At 34.6% G+C, this 14748-nt stretch carries 13 protein-coding genes; 3 read left to right on the forward strand and 10 right to left on the reverse strand.

Annotated features, from left to right (window positions below; all coding sequences use genetic code 11):
* Positions 1-252: 252 nt before the first annotated feature.
* From J4050_RS14545 to J4050_RS14555, 3 genes are all read right to left on the reverse strand, one after another.
* Positions 253-792, reverse strand: a complete 540-nt coding sequence (locus J4050_RS14545) for a hypothetical protein (RefSeq protein WP_208155329.1) — start codon at positions 790-792, stop codon at positions 253-255.
* A gap of 176 nt (positions 793-968) precedes the next feature.
* Positions 969-1562, reverse strand: a complete 594-nt coding sequence (locus J4050_RS14550; RefSeq protein ID WP_208155330.1) for a hypothetical protein — start codon at positions 1560-1562, stop codon at positions 969-971.
* A 92-nt stretch (positions 1563-1654) separates the two neighbouring features.
* Entirely contained in the window at positions 1655-2395 is a 741-nt protein-coding gene (locus J4050_RS14555) for a DUF6090 family protein (RefSeq protein ID WP_208155331.1), read from the reverse strand.
* A gap of 240 nt (positions 2396-2635) precedes the next feature.
* Here J4050_RS14555 and J4050_RS14560 point away from each other — a divergent pair, with 240 nt between their 5' ends.
* Entirely contained in the window at positions 2636-2968 is a 333-nt protein-coding gene (locus tag J4050_RS14560; RefSeq protein ID WP_208155332.1) for a single-stranded DNA-binding protein, read from the forward strand.
* 334 nt (positions 2969-3302) lie between these two features.
* On the opposite strand, the gene J4050_RS14565 is transcribed toward J4050_RS14560, so the two are convergent.
* The 4 genes from J4050_RS14565 to metG all read right to left on the reverse strand — a co-directional run bounded on the left by J4050_RS14565 (position 3303) and on the right by metG (position 9487).
* The gene (locus J4050_RS14565; RefSeq protein ID WP_208155333.1) at positions 3303-3827 is read right to left on the reverse strand and encodes a ferritin; all 525 of its coding nucleotides are present in this window, start codon (positions 3825-3827) and stop codon (positions 3303-3305) included.
* Between the two features lie 117 nt (positions 3828-3944).
* The gene (locus J4050_RS14570; protein WP_208155334.1) at positions 3945-4847 is read right to left on the reverse strand and encodes a histone deacetylase family protein; all 903 of its coding nucleotides are present in this window, start codon (positions 4845-4847) and stop codon (positions 3945-3947) included.
* Positions 4848-4865: 18 nt separating this feature from the next.
* Positions 4866-7271: a hypothetical protein gene (locus tag J4050_RS14575; RefSeq protein ID WP_208155335.1), complete on the reverse strand. Its 2406-nt coding sequence runs from the start codon at positions 7269-7271 to the stop codon at positions 4866-4868.
* A 152-nt stretch (positions 7272-7423) separates the two neighbouring features.
* Complete coding sequence (gene metG / locus J4050_RS14580) at positions 7424-9487, reverse strand: methionine--tRNA ligase (protein WP_208155336.1); 2064 nt, start codon at positions 9485-9487, stop codon at positions 7424-7426.
* A gap of 75 nt (positions 9488-9562) precedes the next feature.
* Here metG and J4050_RS14585 point away from each other — a divergent pair, with 75 nt between their 5' ends.
* A complete protein-coding gene (locus tag J4050_RS14585; protein ID WP_208155338.1) occupies positions 9563-10570 on the forward strand; it encodes a S66 peptidase family protein in 1008 nt (335 codons plus the stop codon).
* A 15-nt stretch (positions 10571-10585) separates the two neighbouring features.
* Here the strand turns inward: J4050_RS14585 and J4050_RS14590 are convergent, their stop codons facing one another.
* Together J4050_RS14590 and J4050_RS14595 are read right to left on the reverse strand one after the other, a co-directional pair.
* Entirely contained in the window at positions 10586-12694 is a 2109-nt protein-coding gene (locus J4050_RS14590; RefSeq protein WP_208155340.1) for a serine hydrolase domain-containing protein, read from the reverse strand.
* 70 nt (positions 12695-12764) lie between these two features.
* Positions 12765-13823 carry a helix-turn-helix domain-containing protein gene (locus J4050_RS14595; protein WP_243878655.1) on the reverse strand — a complete coding sequence of 353 codons (1059 nt, stop codon included), beginning with the start codon at positions 13821-13823 and terminating at the stop codon, positions 12765-12767.
* A gap of 223 nt (positions 13824-14046) precedes the next feature.
* Here J4050_RS14595 and J4050_RS14600 point away from each other — a divergent pair, with 223 nt between their 5' ends.
* Positions 14047-14406: a YraN family protein gene (locus J4050_RS14600; RefSeq protein WP_208155342.1), complete on the forward strand. Its 360-nt coding sequence runs from the start codon at positions 14047-14049 to the stop codon at positions 14404-14406.
* Here the strand turns inward: J4050_RS14600 and J4050_RS14605 are convergent.
* On the reverse strand, positions 14403-14741 hold the full coding sequence (locus J4050_RS14605) for a hypothetical protein (RefSeq protein ID WP_208155344.1): 339 nt from the start codon (positions 14739-14741) through the stop codon (positions 14403-14405). The genes J4050_RS14600 and J4050_RS14605 overlap by 4 nt on opposite strands.
* Between the last annotated feature and the right edge of the window lie 7 nt (positions 14742-14748).

Consider the following 14748-nt stretch of genomic DNA (forward strand, 5'->3'; position numbering starts at 1 on the left):
TTTGTCCGCAAGCGGCTATCTCAACCAAAGGTCTACTAGACCTTTGATTTTGCCTTGCAAAATTAAGTTTCAATAATCTAAAGAATTTTATCATTTGGGAAGAGGTTGGTCATAATGAAGCACAACTTGTTTGTGTATGGCTCGTTGCGGAAAATCAGCTATGATTTTCCGCCGTAACCGAAAGATAGCAAATTGCAATGAATTCCGATTAGAAATTCAGCCGCAATGAACTATACACATTGTTGTAAAGCGTTATTTAAACATTTCGAATTTTTGTTTGTCAATAAAAGCCTGCACAATTTGATCGTGTTTATTGTTTATTGAGCCAGTTTTTCTTCCACTACTTTCCATAGCCCGAGTCTGTTCGTTATTAATAGGATATGGAAATCGACCTGCCCATATCATATGCTGTTTGAAATTCTTAATTAAATCTTTATCACTTTCAGAAATCTGTATTTTGTAGTGTTCGATTAATTTTTCAACATCATGTCCGTTACTTTTTCCTTTCCATTGTTTTAAAAAACTTTGATAAGAATCAATTTCTCCACTTTTTATTCTTTCCTTTTCAATATAAAGAGCCCTTGCTTTTAAAATTAATTCGATTGATAATGCGTAAAGCAATAAAGTTGCACTTAATAAACCCAAGACTTTCACTCTATTGTTGTTCAAGTGCCAGGTTTTAGACAACTCGATGACACGAGGTAAATTGTCATCCGCAGCTAATTTAAGGCTCTCAGAATGTTCAATATACGTCAGATAGTGAAGAGAACTTCTAATTTGGGAATCTCTCATTTTTTAATGCTTTAGATTTTGGCTATGGTTTCGATGCGGAATGGTACGCGAGTATCATTCCGCCGACACGAGCGAAGCGACTGGCGTAGCAAACCATAAATTTAGCAAAAAGGCTTGAAATTCCGATTAGGAATTCAGCCGCAATGAGCTATACACGATGTTTTGCTTTCGTTTATTTATTGTGGCTTTGAATATTCGATTAATTCTTCCACGTAGTGAAAATCACCTTGATTTTGAGTAAGTTTAATGAAGTTTTTTACAGCAGGTGCATATAACCAAACTTCTGTTTCATTTGCGTTATATCCTCTGGAATTAATCGTTTTTCCAGTGTATTTAATTGTGTAGGCCATAAAGGTTCCTGCTCCTACAGTTTCTTCTTGGTATGATAGTACTTCGGCATTCTGACTTTGGTTCCCAGTAGTTCCGTCTTGACTTGTCCAACTGTTTTCATATTTCCATTTTTTGCCTACTTCAAGAGGCCAGTCGTACTTCGGTGTTTCGCTTACATCTGGTTTAACGATTTCGGTAACGGGAATAGTATCTTTTCCAATAGTCATACCTGGGACTCCGTCAAAACTTACTATTTCTCTTGTATCTTTACCATCAGAGCGTACTTCTCCTTCAGTAGTCACTCCTTTATATTTCCAGACCCATTTCTCGCCAAGCTGATAATCATTTAGAGTTGGCTGATTAGTTGTGTTCGATTTAGTTGAGTTGTTACAGGCACTAAATAATACTAATGCAAGAAATAGTAGAATTTGATTTTTCATTTATATTGTTTAGAGCAATAGGACGTGGAAGTTTCAAATTTGTTACAATTACTAAAAGTGGATGACAAGCACAGAAATATATATGTCTTAAGTTAGCTTTGGTTATTCTTTTCTAAAGATTGGTATTCAATATCTATGAGCTCGATTAACTCTGTTATGCTCTTTTTTAATGAAACTGATTGCCTTGTATAATAATTAAGTTGTCTGGAAGAAATGTAAATATCAGCTAATATTCCTTTGTCTGTAATTTTAATTGGTGAGCTAAAATCACCATATTTTATTTCATACGCATATTTATTGCGCAATTCATTAGAACGATCCAATACATCATCTCCGATATTGATGATGTTTTGGGCTTCCAATTCATAGATATTTTGAATAGTATTAAATAGCTCACGATTACTTATAATATTTGATTTTCCCTCAGATATCATTGCATTATAAGTTCCAATTTTGGGACGAAATTTTCTGTCGGTAAAGAAAATATATTCTAATTCAGATACTCCTGCTACTTTAGGAAGCTTACCAATAATTTCTTCAAAAATGAAGTCAATAGTAGAGTCTTGAGACATTAATTGAGCAATTCGCCATTTGTGATCTTGAATGACTTGAGACAACAATAAGGTATCTTGAATTAGATCACTCTTTATTTCTTTTAGATAGACTTTCTCTGCCTCTTGTGTTTTTCTTAATTCATTTGAATTATTGATACTTAACGCAATTAAAATTCCAATAACGACGAGTATAATTTCTCCAATAGCATAAAGAAGATAATTAATGACCTTTTTATCCTTAATCATATTCTGTCTTATTTTTCTAAAGATTTTTGCCATTGACCAATGTTTGATTTAAATGAAGCATAACAAAGGTATTAACTTTATACTACTTATGTACCTAATTTATTAGATATCAATAAAGGCAATGGTATTACGCAATATAAATATTTACAAACGCTTATAAACGAAAATAAATATCTAATTACCGAATAGAGTTTCCAAGGCGTTTCATATTTGTACCGTTGAATCACTGAAGGTTCAATAGTATTAACTGTTTAACATTAAAAATTTAAAATTATGAACACGCTAAGAAACAAAGTACAGTTGATTGGAAACCTGGGTAACGATCCAGAAATCATTAATCTAGAGTCTGGTAAAACACTCGCTAAATTCTCAATAGCTACCAATGAGAGCTATAAAACGGCGCAAGGGGAGAAGGTAACAGATACCCAATGGCATAATATTGTAGCTTGGGGAAAAACAGCCCAGATCGTAGAAAAGTATGTAGGCAAAGGAAAAGAGGTTGCCATAGAAGGAAAGCTCACTACACGCTCTTGGGAAGATAAAGATGGCATTAAACGCTATACAACCGAAGTGGTTTGTAACGAACTATTAATGCTTGGTAAATAATCCGTAGCATATTAATTCATAAAAAGAGCGGCTTTTGGCCGCTCTTTTTTTATACTGTTATTTTAATTGGTGTAATGGAGTTTAAATGACGTTAAGCGACTTTCTTTATTAAATCAAAACAAGGGCATTTTTTACAGCGTTTATATTCCGCCTTTTTATACTTCTTACAGCACTTGGATTTTACTTTGCCAAGACCTTCTATACCCGAAGACTTAAGAACTTTGATACGTTCTTTTTTTAACGTTTTACTTTTCTTTTTCTTGCCCAAAATAAATGGCTCTATTTTGAAACAAAAATAATTATTTTAATTTATTCTAAATAAACTTTAACAGTTTTACTCCTCCGATCCTAAATCTTGGGCAGCGGAGCTTACCGTTAGTTGCTGAATGTCTCTATCGAATAAATAAAGGCCTCCTTTATCATCACCAATCATATTTACCTTGTCAAGTATCGTTCTTGCCACAGCTTCTTCTTCAATTTGCTCTGCAACATACCATTGTAAGAAATTATGTGTGGCGTAGTCTTTTTCCTGAAGCGAGATATGTACCAAATCATTAATACTATTAGATACAAAGATTTCATGTTCTAATAATTTTTCAAACATTTCCTTATAACCCTTAAAGGTTACATTGGGCGCATTGAGCTCCGAGACATGAGCATGGCCACCACGTTCGTTTACAAACTTTACTAGTTTAAGCATATGCTCACGTTCTTCATCGGATTGGTCATACATAAAGTTTGAAATGCCTTCTAGACCTTTGACTTCTGCCCAAACGGCCATTGCCAAATAGACCTGGGATGATTCAGCTTCTATACGTATTTGTTTGTTTAGTGCAGCTTCTATAGTTTTTGATAACATAATTTTTAAGTTTTATGTAAAGATACTTACTAATTTGTTCAATCTAAAGTTCAACTTCTTTGATATGAGAAATTTAGACCAATTCGTAATTATTCTAATTTTCGCTAAAGTCCATGGCTAAAAATAGAGCGTCTGTGCCAAACGAAAGGTGTTGGCATGTGCATCTACTATGGTCCTTATATCTGGAGAGTAACCACCTCCCATACTGCACATTACTGGTATATTACGAGTTTGGCATTGTTCTAAAACAAAGCAGTCACGCTCCTTACAACCCTCCACCGACATCCCTAATTTACCCAGCTTATCTGTTGAAATAACATCGACACCACATAAGTAGTAAATAAAATCGGGTTGTTCTGCTTCAATAAGCTTTGGTAAGGTGTCTCTTAATATACTGAGATAGGTAGCGTCATCTGTATTATTTTCGAGGGCAATATCTAAATCGCTCTGTTCTTTTTTAAAGGGATAGTTGCTTTTACCATGCATTGAAAACGTAAACACGGAGTTGTCATTCTCAAAAATCTCCGCCGTACCATTACCTTGATGCACATCTAGGTCTACGATGAGTATTTTTTTAGCCAGGCCGTTACTTTGAAGGTAACGTGCACCAATGGCTTGGTCATTTAACAAACAAAAGGCCTCTCCACGATTGGTGTAGGCATGGTGGGTACCACCTGCGATATTCATGGCAATACCATATTGTAGAGCATATTCACTTGCCTTAATAGTGCCATCTGCAATAATGATTTCGCGTTCTACCAAAACTTCACTCAATGGAAATCCAATTTTGCGAGCAGCGCGAGGGTCTAAAGTAATATTTACCAAATCGTAATAGTAGTCAGGCTCGTGGACTGTGAGAATGTATTTATCGTTTGGTCTTTTAGGTTCAAAAAAATTAGCTTGAGAACACGTGCCTTCATGCCGGAGTTGCTGAGGTAACAAATCATACTTTTCCATAGGAAAGCGATGGCCTTCTGGCAAGGGGTGTTTGTAGATGGGATGAAACGCAATCTTTAGCAACTGCAAGTGTTTGTGGGATTAATCAACTCTTGTAGCACTTAAGTCTACCGTTTTTATTTCCGAGATAAATGTATCTTCGTTAATAAACCCTTGTATAAACAACTTAATTTCTGAGGTTTCGGTATTGAAAAACTTAAGGTCTAAGCGTCCTGGTGCTTCAAATTTAAGGTTGGGCTGCCAGGATATAACACCGTAATCTCTAAAGAAAGGTGTGTCAAACAACTGGTACTTTGGTGTAAAATAGGTTTTGTTTGTCTCAAATGCCAAGGGAAAAGGGTATTCTGAAACATTGTCTCTATTCAGTTTTCTATCTAGTAACGGTCGTGTATAAATACGTAATTCGCCTGCCGCACCTCGTATTCCGGTATTGCCACCTTGTTTATCCATAACCACATAATCAATTTCTTCCATCCGGAAATTGAGAAGAATTCTTGCGTCTGACAATAAAACATCGTCCAAGTAAATCAGTGGTGTCTGGCCACCATTAGACAGTGCTGCTGTTGGGTCAATGATTAATAAATCGCCTTGAGGTGTTTCTCTCGTGAGATAATTATAGCGTTGCAACCATATATCTAGAGTTATGTTACTTTCTTGCACATCCTCTGTAACCAAGGCTATTTTTCCAAAATATTTTTTCCCTAGGGACTCTATACGGGTTTTACGCTTTTTTAAAGTAAGCACCACTTCATCAAGTTCCTCAACTTCCGAGTCTTTCCAAGACTGTTCTTTTATACCATCGGTACTGCTTGTAGAGTAGGCGAGGACGTTTTTATCGTTTACATTATACGGTTTTATGTCTATATCAAAATCTGGAAATTCATAAGGAAAGAACCTCACATTGGCACCAGGCTTTGTATAAGAATCGCCTTTACTCAATCTATAAGCCTCACCTTCTTCAGGGAATAAACCTTTTTGGCTAAAAGTATTATTGGTATTATCTAGTACAAAAATCTCTGAGGTATTATTTTTTATGGGATACGAAAAGTAACTGCCTTCTGGGTTTTTAGAATTAATAGTAGCGTCTATACTTATACCAAATTCAAAGTCGTTACGAATTAAAGGTGGATAACTGAAAATGGTTTTCCAATCATAACTGCTCCAGCCTTGGGCCAACAATAAATTATCGAGGTCGTACTTAATTTTTGGTGTAGATCCAGAAAAATAGTAAGAAGCGTTTTCAATATAGCCTTTTACATAAGGCTCTAAATATATTCTTGATGCAATTCCACCATCAAAATTATAAGATTTTGTATTACTTGGGAGCACAGAGATACTGACGTTCTGTAACTTAGAGGTATCAACAATGGTCTTAGCCAACAATTGAAGTTTAACCGTGTCTAAACTAACTCTAGCTTTAGGGCTAACAGTGACTTCACTGGTTTTAATAGAAGAGTGATTAAAATAAAGTCGTTCTAAAACGGGTTGATTCTGTTGATTGAATACAGTAATAACGTTGATACCAGAAAACAAGGAACTGCCATTAACCTTTTGGTTGATTACTGGTTCGCTGTTAAAAGATACATTGGTTTTAACCATTCCTTTTCCGTTGTGAATGCCAATGGTATATATATCTGATTTTATATTCTTCAGCGTTTTATCATTGGTTCTAAGCGTAACGATGATATCATCTTTTAATGGAGATATACTCATATTAATGCCATAAGCTTCTACTGAAGAAATAGTTTTTTCAATCACATCACCTTCAGGATCTAAAATAACTACTTTATAGGGTTCGCCTCGTAAAGGGTTTAAAATGGTTTTGCCGATACCTTGATTATCCAATTGAAATTCGGTTATTATTTCACCGTTCATATCAACAATTCGGCCAGAAGCATTTTTTATACCAAGACCTCTTTGGTCCTTAACAATAATAGCAATGGTATTCTGAATGTTTTCAACCAGATGACCACCTTCTGCTAATACCTGAACATCATAAACCGATGCTTCGGAAGTGGTTTCTACAAATTGCTGCTTTTCTGGGTCTATAACTGTAAAGTTTTGTGTGAAATAATTGTTTTCATTAAAATTTCGCATCCAGTTGGTATAGAAATCTACAGTATAGTTCCCAGAGGTAAATGTAGAATCTATATTAAGGACATTGGACGCTACACCATCTTTAACTCTAATGAGCTTTTTCTTTAAGATTTGTTTGGTGGAGTCTTTGACTACACAATAGAGGTTTGTGGTAGCTGTTGAAGGTGTACGATCAAATTTATCGAAAACATAGGCCGTAAAACCCATCATCTCACCTTTAATATAAATGGATTTGTTGAGATGGACATAGGTGTATTCTCTTGGAAAAGCAGAGTAATCTTCAAACTTTTTAATGATAAAGTCTGAATTATCTTGTCCGTAGGAAACACCGATAAAGCAAAAAATAAAAACTATTAATAGACCTTTAAATTGGAATTCTTTTTCTTTCATAATTCATAGCATTTGAATATCAAGCAAACCACCATAAAAATAATTTAAAGGCAGGAAAATCTTACACCCTTTAACGCAATATTATGAACCATCCTAATGGTTACAATATTCTAAGTCATAGGACTAATACGAGATAAAAACGTTTAATGGGATTAACTGATTTTTAAACCATTTTTTACTTGCCCATCCTTATCTGGGTTAACAAACACCAAATTACCACTCTCATCCTCGGTCATTAGAATCATGCCTTGGCTCTCAACACCTCTGAGTTTACGTGGAGCAAGATTAACTAAAACTGTAACTCGTTTTCCAACCACTTCATCTGCAGAGAAACTCTCTGCAATACCAGAAACAATGGTTCTCACATCCACACCAGTATCAACTTTAAGTACCAATAGCTTTTTGGTTTTCGGCATTTTCTCTGCTTCAAGAATAGTTCCTACGCGCAAGTCTAGTTTGGTAAAATCTTCAAACGAGATTTCCTCTTTTTGCGGCTCTGCCTTAGCATTTAAGGCTTCATTGGCTTTTTTGCTGGCTTCGAGTTTATCGAGTTGGATTTGAATGGTACTATCTTCAATTTTAGAGAATAATAATTCTGCTTTACCTATCTTATGATTACAAGGTAGCAAATCAATGTTGTTAGCAATGGTATCCCAAGATGAATTATTGGCCAAATGAGAATGTTGCAGAATGCCTTTTAATTTTGTCGATGTAAAGGGTAAGAATGGCTCTGACAATATAGAAAGTGCTGAGGCTATTTGAAGCGCCACATACATAATAGTCTGAGTTCGCTCTTGGTCTGTTTTTATAGTTTTCCACGGTTCCTCATCGGCAAGGTATTTATTTCCTAGGCGTGCTAAATTCATTAGCTCTTGGCTAGCTTCCCTAAAACGAAAACGCTCAATTGAGCTTGCAATCACAGCAGGATATGCTTTTAATTCAGTTAAAGTAGCTGTATCTACTTCGGTGTATTCTGATGGTTTTGGAACCACACCATCGTAGTATTTGTTGGTTAATACTACCACGCGGTTGATGAAGTTACCAAAAATAGCAACCAGTTCATTATTATTTCTTGCTTGAAAATCTTTCCATGTAAAGTCGTTGTCCTTGGTTTCTGGAGCATTAGCGGTTAAAGCATATCTAAGTACATCTTGCTGATTGGGAAAATCCTTTAAATAATCGGGTAACCAAACGGCCCAATTCTTGGAGGTAGATAGTTTATTTCCCTCTAAATTGAGAAACTCATTGGCAGGTACATTTTCTGGTAATATATACGAGCCTTCTGCCTTTAACATGGCCGGAAAAATAATGCAGTGAAATACAATATTATCCTTACCAATAAAGTGGATTAGGGTAGTATCCTCGTTTTTCCAATAGTCTTCCCAATTTTTGCCTTCGCGCTCCGCCCACTCCTTAGTAGAAGAAATATAACCAATAGGTGCATCGAACCAAACATAAAGTACCTTTCCTTCGCCACCTTCAACAGGTACCGGAATGCCCCAATCCAAGTCTCTTGTAACAGCTCTAGGGCGCAAACCATCATCAATCCAGGACTTAACTTGTCCGTAAACATTAGGCTTCCAATCTTTTTTATGATCTTTTAAGATCCACTCTTCTAAAAAGTCCTGGTGCTTATTTAATGGTAAAAACCAATGTTTAGTCTCCTTTAATGTTGGTGTATTACCCGTGATTGCAGATTTTGGATTGATTAAATCCGTAGCGTTATGACTGGTGCCGCAGTTTTCGCATTGGTCGCCATAGGCTTCTTCATAGCCACATTTTGGACAAGTACCTATGACAAAGCGGTCTGCTAAAAATTGATTGGCCTCGGCATCATAAAGTTGTTCTGAGACTTCCTCAACAAATTCATTTTTGTCGTAAAGCGTTTTGAAAAATTCTGAAGCGGTGTCGTGGTGAATTTTAGCTGATGTTCTTGAGTAATTGTCAAATGTAATACCAAATTCTTCGAAGGACGTTTTAATAATGGCGTGGAATTTATCAACGATGGCTTGTGGCGTAACGCCCTCTTTTTTTGCCTTGATAGTAATAGGGACACCATGCTCATCACTTCCGCAAATGAAGGCAACATCATTTCCTCTTAGTCTAAGATATCTCGAGTAGATATCCGCAGGGACGTAAACACCCGCTAAATGACCAATATGGATTGGTCCATTGGTGTAAGGCAAGGCTGCTGTAATGGTGTATCGTTTTGACATACTAAACTCAATTTTTGGAAGTTACAAAAGTACATATTATATAAGCTATACTGAAAAAAAATGTACTTTTACCACATGTCTAAAATTGTTCGATTTATTCTAATTATAAACACAATTGTTGCGTTTAATAGTATTGAATCACAAGGAACGGTTTCTACTAAAAATATTACGAGTTTGATTCAACCACCATATCTTAAAGCTGGCGATACCGTGGCCATTGTAGCGCCATCGGGAATTTTAAAAAGTAGGGAAGGGGAAATACAACAAGCTGTTAGTTTGCTGAAATCATGGGGTTTACATCCCATTGTTGGAAAGCATGTTTTTAATCAGGCCGATCATTTTGCTGGTACGGATGAAGAGCGCTGTGAGGATTTTCAAAATGCTATGGATGACCCATCAGTAAGTGCTATTTGGTGTGCAAGAGGTGGTTATGGAACAGTTAGAATATTAGACAAATTAGATTATACACAATTTAGGAAACATCCCAAATGGGTGATAGGCTATTCTGATATTACTGCACTTCACAGCCAGTTACATAATGAAGGGTTTGAATCGCTTCACGCCCTAATGTGTGTAAGTTTAACTAAAGATTTGTCCGAGATTCAAGACACTGTAGATACATTTAAATCGGCTTTATTCGGTAACCCTAATAATTATCAATTAGAAGGCTCGTCTTATAACAAAGAAGGTGAGGCTATTGGCCAATTGGTTGGCGGTAATCTCACCATGTTACATACTATGCTTGGTTCTGAAACTAGTATTGATACTTCTGGTAAAATTCTGTTTATAGAAGAAATAGGCGAATATAAGTATCATATTGACCGTATGCTTCAAAGCCTTAAACGCGCTGGCTATTTTGATAATTGTAAAGGACTTATGGTGGGCGATATGAGCAAGCTAAGGAAAAACACTACGCTTTGGGGAACTTCTATTGAACAACTGATTTTAGATGCGCTCTCAGAATACGATTTCCCTATTGCCTTTAATATGCCAGCGGGTCATGAACCAGATAATAGGGCTTTGGTTTTAGGCGCTAAAATTAAATTAGTAGTGCAAAAAGACAAATCAATCATTTCTTATTAAAGTGTGATGCAAGATTTATTTGAATTCTTCTAATACCTTGCTGGAAATTTTATTTCCTTTTTTATCGATAGATACAAACCACACATTTGTTGTACAGGTTCTATTAAAAACATCTGAGTTAGATGTGCAATCTTGAATGGTTCCTTTTATTAAATATCCAGTGTCTGTTTTTTCTGCTGAATAACCATATTCGTTGTAGAAGTCACCATAGGTATTCTGCCAGATTTTATTTCCTTTTTTATCTGTTTTAATCACAAACATATCGTAGTTGCCATTACCATAAGAGCTTGTAGAGCCAACAATTAAATAACCGTCTTCTGTTGCCAGAATTGAACTGGCTTTATCATAACTACTTCCACCAAATGTCTTAAACCAAATTTCATTTCCGTTAGGATAGTTTTTAGTTAATAAAATGTCTGATGTCTCACCATCTTTTGCGCCAATGGTAGTGACATTTATAGAGCCATTATCGGTTTCAATTTTTGGTTGAAATTTTAGGTTCGTCTTTTTGATGAATCTAATATTTTTAGCTCTACCATAGGTAAGTAGTAATTCTGTAACTCTATTAAATTGATCTTTTTTTACTTTCAAAAAAAAGTTATTTGCTTGCAAGTATTGTTTATTGTACACTATTACATCGTTAAAACCTTTATCAGTAGATAATTTAAGTTTTAAGTTATTTTCTTTGGTTAGTTTTAAATCAAAATTTATATCCAATTCTTTGTTATTATATGTACCGACAGAGGCCTCTAAATCGGCTAAGGAAATTGACGATTCTTCAATTCTATTATAAATCATAGTTTTACCAGAAGTATAATATTCTGTCATTTTATCCTCATAAAAAACTACTTTTAATTTTGTATTGTTTGTAAATGAAAACACATTTTTATCCTCTGATACCATTCCTACGGTAAAGTTGCGCTCTTGCCAAAATATTTTCCCTTCTTTATCTATGATTTCAACGATTTTATCTTCATTTGGATAGATGTATTTTCCTAAAATAGTCACGTTATCTTCATTGTTTTTTTGATAAAATTGTTTGTCATATGCTATCTTTTTGTTCGATTTTGGCAGAAGAATTTCAGCAATTTGTTTTGCGATCAAGTTGCTACTAATATTCCCATTATTACTCATAATAAAAACGGTTAGTTGTTCTTCAGGGAAACGATAGGTTTGTGAGTGAAAGCCATATGTTCCTCCCGAATGGTGGACAGCAGTTCTACCTAATCTACTTTCCAATTCTAACCCAAACCCATAGGTTGTAATGTCACTATTAGGTATGGGTTTTTGACTTTCAATCAAAAGACGGTTTTTATCTCTTTTTGCATTTTGAACAGCCATTTCATACGTTAATTGGTCTTTTAAAGTAGTGTATAAAAAACCTTCGCCATTGGTTTTGGTCACTGTTGGCACTTCCCACCATTCTCCTCTTCCCCAATCTGAATAAGGGTTTGCTCTATTAGGAATTACTTTCATATATCTTTCTACGAAAGAGGTTTCATTCATCCCTAAATTTTCAAAGAACGTTTTAGAATACGCACTAAATGTGTCGCCCGTTATCTTTTCAATAATTTTGGCAAGTACATTGTAGTTAGAATTACTGTAACTGTATGTTGTGCCTGGTTTAAAACCTAGCTCCTCTTGTTTTTGCAATAACTCTAGCACATCGTCATTATCATATCCAAACCTTCTCCACCAAACATCGCCTTCTAAATCTAATAGTTCTACATAGTCTCTAATGCCACTTGTGTGATTTAAAAGGTGCCTTACTCTAATTTTATCTGTAACTTTTTCATAGAGTTTTGGAAGGTACTTTCTTATATCATCATCTAAATTGAGTTTGTTATTTAATGACAAATCTAAAACCATCAAGGCTGTAAACTGTTTTGCTGTAGATGCAATATTTGACCTTGTCTTTTCATCAAATTTCACTTGATGTTGAAGGTTCGAGAGTCCACGATATTTTTCATAAATTATGGTTCCATCTTTAATAATACCAACAGCCAAACCAGGGTCATTTACATTAATTTTAGAATTGACGATGGAATCAATTTGTTTAATTTGCTGTTGTGCAACTAGTGAAATTGAAAGTAGTAAGGCAAGTTGCGTGATAGTTTTTTTCATGATGAATTTTAATTTGAAGCAAAAATCTAGTAAAAATCAACATCAAACGCTTCAAATCTTGATTTGAGACCTATTTTTTGGCTAATTGATCTAAATAAGCCTTGGGTGATAAATCTGTACTTTTTTTAAATGCTCTATTAAAAGTGGCTTTGCTGTTAAAGCCACAGTCTAAGGCAATTCCTAAAAGGGTAGATGTTGTTTGCTCACCTTTATCCAACTTGTCTTTTACGGCTTCAATTCTGTAATGGTTTACAAAATCATTAAAATTCATGTTAAAACCAGAATTTACAACCGAAGATATGGTCTTTGTAGTGGTATCTAATTCATCAGCCACATCCGAGAGTGTTAAACGCGGATTTTCAAATAGTTTTTTTTGAATCATCAAACTAGAAAGCTCATCTTTCCATTTTAAAACATTTGGTTCAGTAGAATCTGATTTTGATGTGGTTTTTTTAACTGAAATGTCATCTTCAAAAACATTAATGACTTTTAAATTTTCATTTCTCAGAGTTGTTTGTTTTATGATGTTGCTATATCCAGTAACAGCGATGTAATAAAATACAAACGAAAATGCGATGTAGTGCCAAAATTGACTTCCGAAATTTCCCCATTCAGGATTTGTGATAAAGAATACAACTCTAAGAATTAAAATTGCAAGAAAAGCAATCATAAAATTTCGAATCCATTTAAAAAGTAATGTGTCTGCATAACTTACTTTTTCAAAAATCAGTTTTTTGTAGCCTGAATAGTACCGAAGACTTAAAACGAGGTAAAATATCATCGAGATAAGACCAACAACTTGATACCAATTGGCTAAATCTTTATCTCTACCATCGGCATAAAAGTAGTAGTTATCTAAAATTAATTTGTCGGTTACGAAGATTATTAAACTATAAATGCCATATAATACTGCTGGAATAAAGTGGATATAGTCGTTTTTCGAAATCTTAAAACTTGCATTTAATAAGCTTTTGGTATAAAAATACACCACAGGACCAATCAATAAAACCTGCATAAATGGGACAAAAAATAAAATGTTTACTGTGAATAGTTTAAATGAGAATATAGTTAGGGTTGAACCATCAGAATACCAGCCAGCATATCCCAACATATATGGCACCAGATACATTGCATATAGAAATAGTAATAGACTGAGCCATTTGCTAGCGGTATTATTATGAATATATCCTTTTCGAAATAGTAAAAATGAGTATACGATACCGTGAAAAAAGAAAATTAGAAGCAAGGAGCTTTTCTGCCCGAAGCTAAATGGAAAGTCAAGTAGCGAAGTAATGTGTCGAGGTATTTAATGTTACATCTTAAAAGTAATACTATTTTTCTACTTTAGTAACATGGCGCAACACAACGAATTAGGTAAAAAGGGTGAGCAATTAGCAGTAGATTTTCTACTTGAAAATAACTATGATATCGTTGAGCGTAATTATAGATTTGACAAAGCGGAAGTTGATATAATTGCGCAAAAAGAAGGCGTATTAGCCATTATTGAAGTTAAAACACGTTCCACAACAGATTTTGGAAATCCACAAGATTTTGTAAAACCCAAACAAATAAAAAACCTTGTTAAAGCAGTTAATGAATATGTAACGTTTAATGACCTAGATGTTGAGGTGCGCTTTGATATTATCGCAATAGTTAAGGCAAAGGGTGATTTTACTATTGATCACTTAGAAAATGCCTTCTACCACTTTTAAATGAATAATGTAGTTACGGTAATTAGCAAACCGTAAAATGCAACATTTGTAACGCGGTCCTTTAATGATAATAGTTTAAAGCGATGTAATTCTTTTTTAACTACATCAAATGATAATACTCCAATTACAGTTAAAACTCCCAGAACAATAAACCAATATAACGATTCTGGGTAAGGTAAGGTCGCATTAGTTATTATAAATAGGACAAGAAGAATTCCTGAAATAAAAAGGCGTTTTTCCACCTTTGAATTCAATTGCTGCCTCTCAGAAATGGTTTTTATTTTAAATAAAATAAATGTTGTAATTACGGTTAAAAAGACAATTGTAAACGTCATTTGCTTT

The sequence above is a fragment of the Winogradskyella pelagia genome, assembly GCF_017581965.1.
GTDB classification, from domain to species: Bacteria; Bacteroidota; Bacteroidia; order Flavobacteriales; family Flavobacteriaceae; genus Winogradskyella; species Winogradskyella pelagia.

What these genes read in the sequence shown, in the direction of transcription:
- J4050_RS14545 (WP_208155329.1), bottom strand. Translation starts at nt 792, where the DNA reads ATGAGAGATTCCCAAATTAGAAGTTCTCTTCACTATCTGACGTATATT.
- J4050_RS14550 (WP_208155330.1), bottom strand. Translation starts at nt 1,562, where the DNA reads ATGAAAAATCAAATTCTACTATTTCTTGCATTAGTATTATTTAGTGCC.
- J4050_RS14555 (WP_208155331.1), bottom strand. Translation starts at nt 2,395, where the DNA reads ATGGCAAAAATCTTTAGAAAAATAAGACAGAATATGATTAAGGATAAA.
- J4050_RS14560 (WP_208155332.1), top strand. Translation starts at nt 2,636, where the DNA reads ATGAACACGCTAAGAAACAAAGTACAGTTGATTGGAAACCTGGGTAAC.
- J4050_RS14565 (WP_208155333.1), bottom strand. Translation starts at nt 3,827, where the DNA reads ATGTTATCAAAAACTATAGAAGCTGCACTAAACAAACAAATACGTATA.
- J4050_RS14575 (WP_208155335.1), bottom strand. Translation starts at nt 7,271, where the DNA reads ATGAAAGAAAAAGAATTCCAATTTAAAGGTCTATTAATAGTTTTTATT.
- metG (WP_208155336.1), bottom strand. Translation starts at nt 9,487, where the DNA reads ATGTCAAAACGATACACCATTACAGCAGCCTTGCCTTACACCAATGGA.
- J4050_RS14585 (WP_208155338.1), top strand. Translation starts at nt 9,563, where the DNA reads ATGTCTAAAATTGTTCGATTTATTCTAATTATAAACACAATTGTTGCG.
- J4050_RS14590 (WP_208155340.1), bottom strand. Translation starts at nt 12,694, where the DNA reads ATGAAAAAAACTATCACGCAACTTGCCTTACTACTTTCAATTTCACTA.
- J4050_RS14595 (WP_243878655.1), bottom strand. Translation starts at nt 13,823, where the DNA reads ATGTATCTGGTGCCATATATGTTGGGATATGCTGGCTGGTATTCTGAT.
- J4050_RS14600 (WP_208155342.1), top strand. Translation starts at nt 14,047, where the DNA reads ATGGCGCAACACAACGAATTAGGTAAAAAGGGTGAGCAATTAGCAGTA.
- J4050_RS14605 (WP_208155344.1), bottom strand. Translation starts at nt 14,741, where the DNA reads ATGACGTTTACAATTGTCTTTTTAACCGTAATTACAACATTTATTTTA.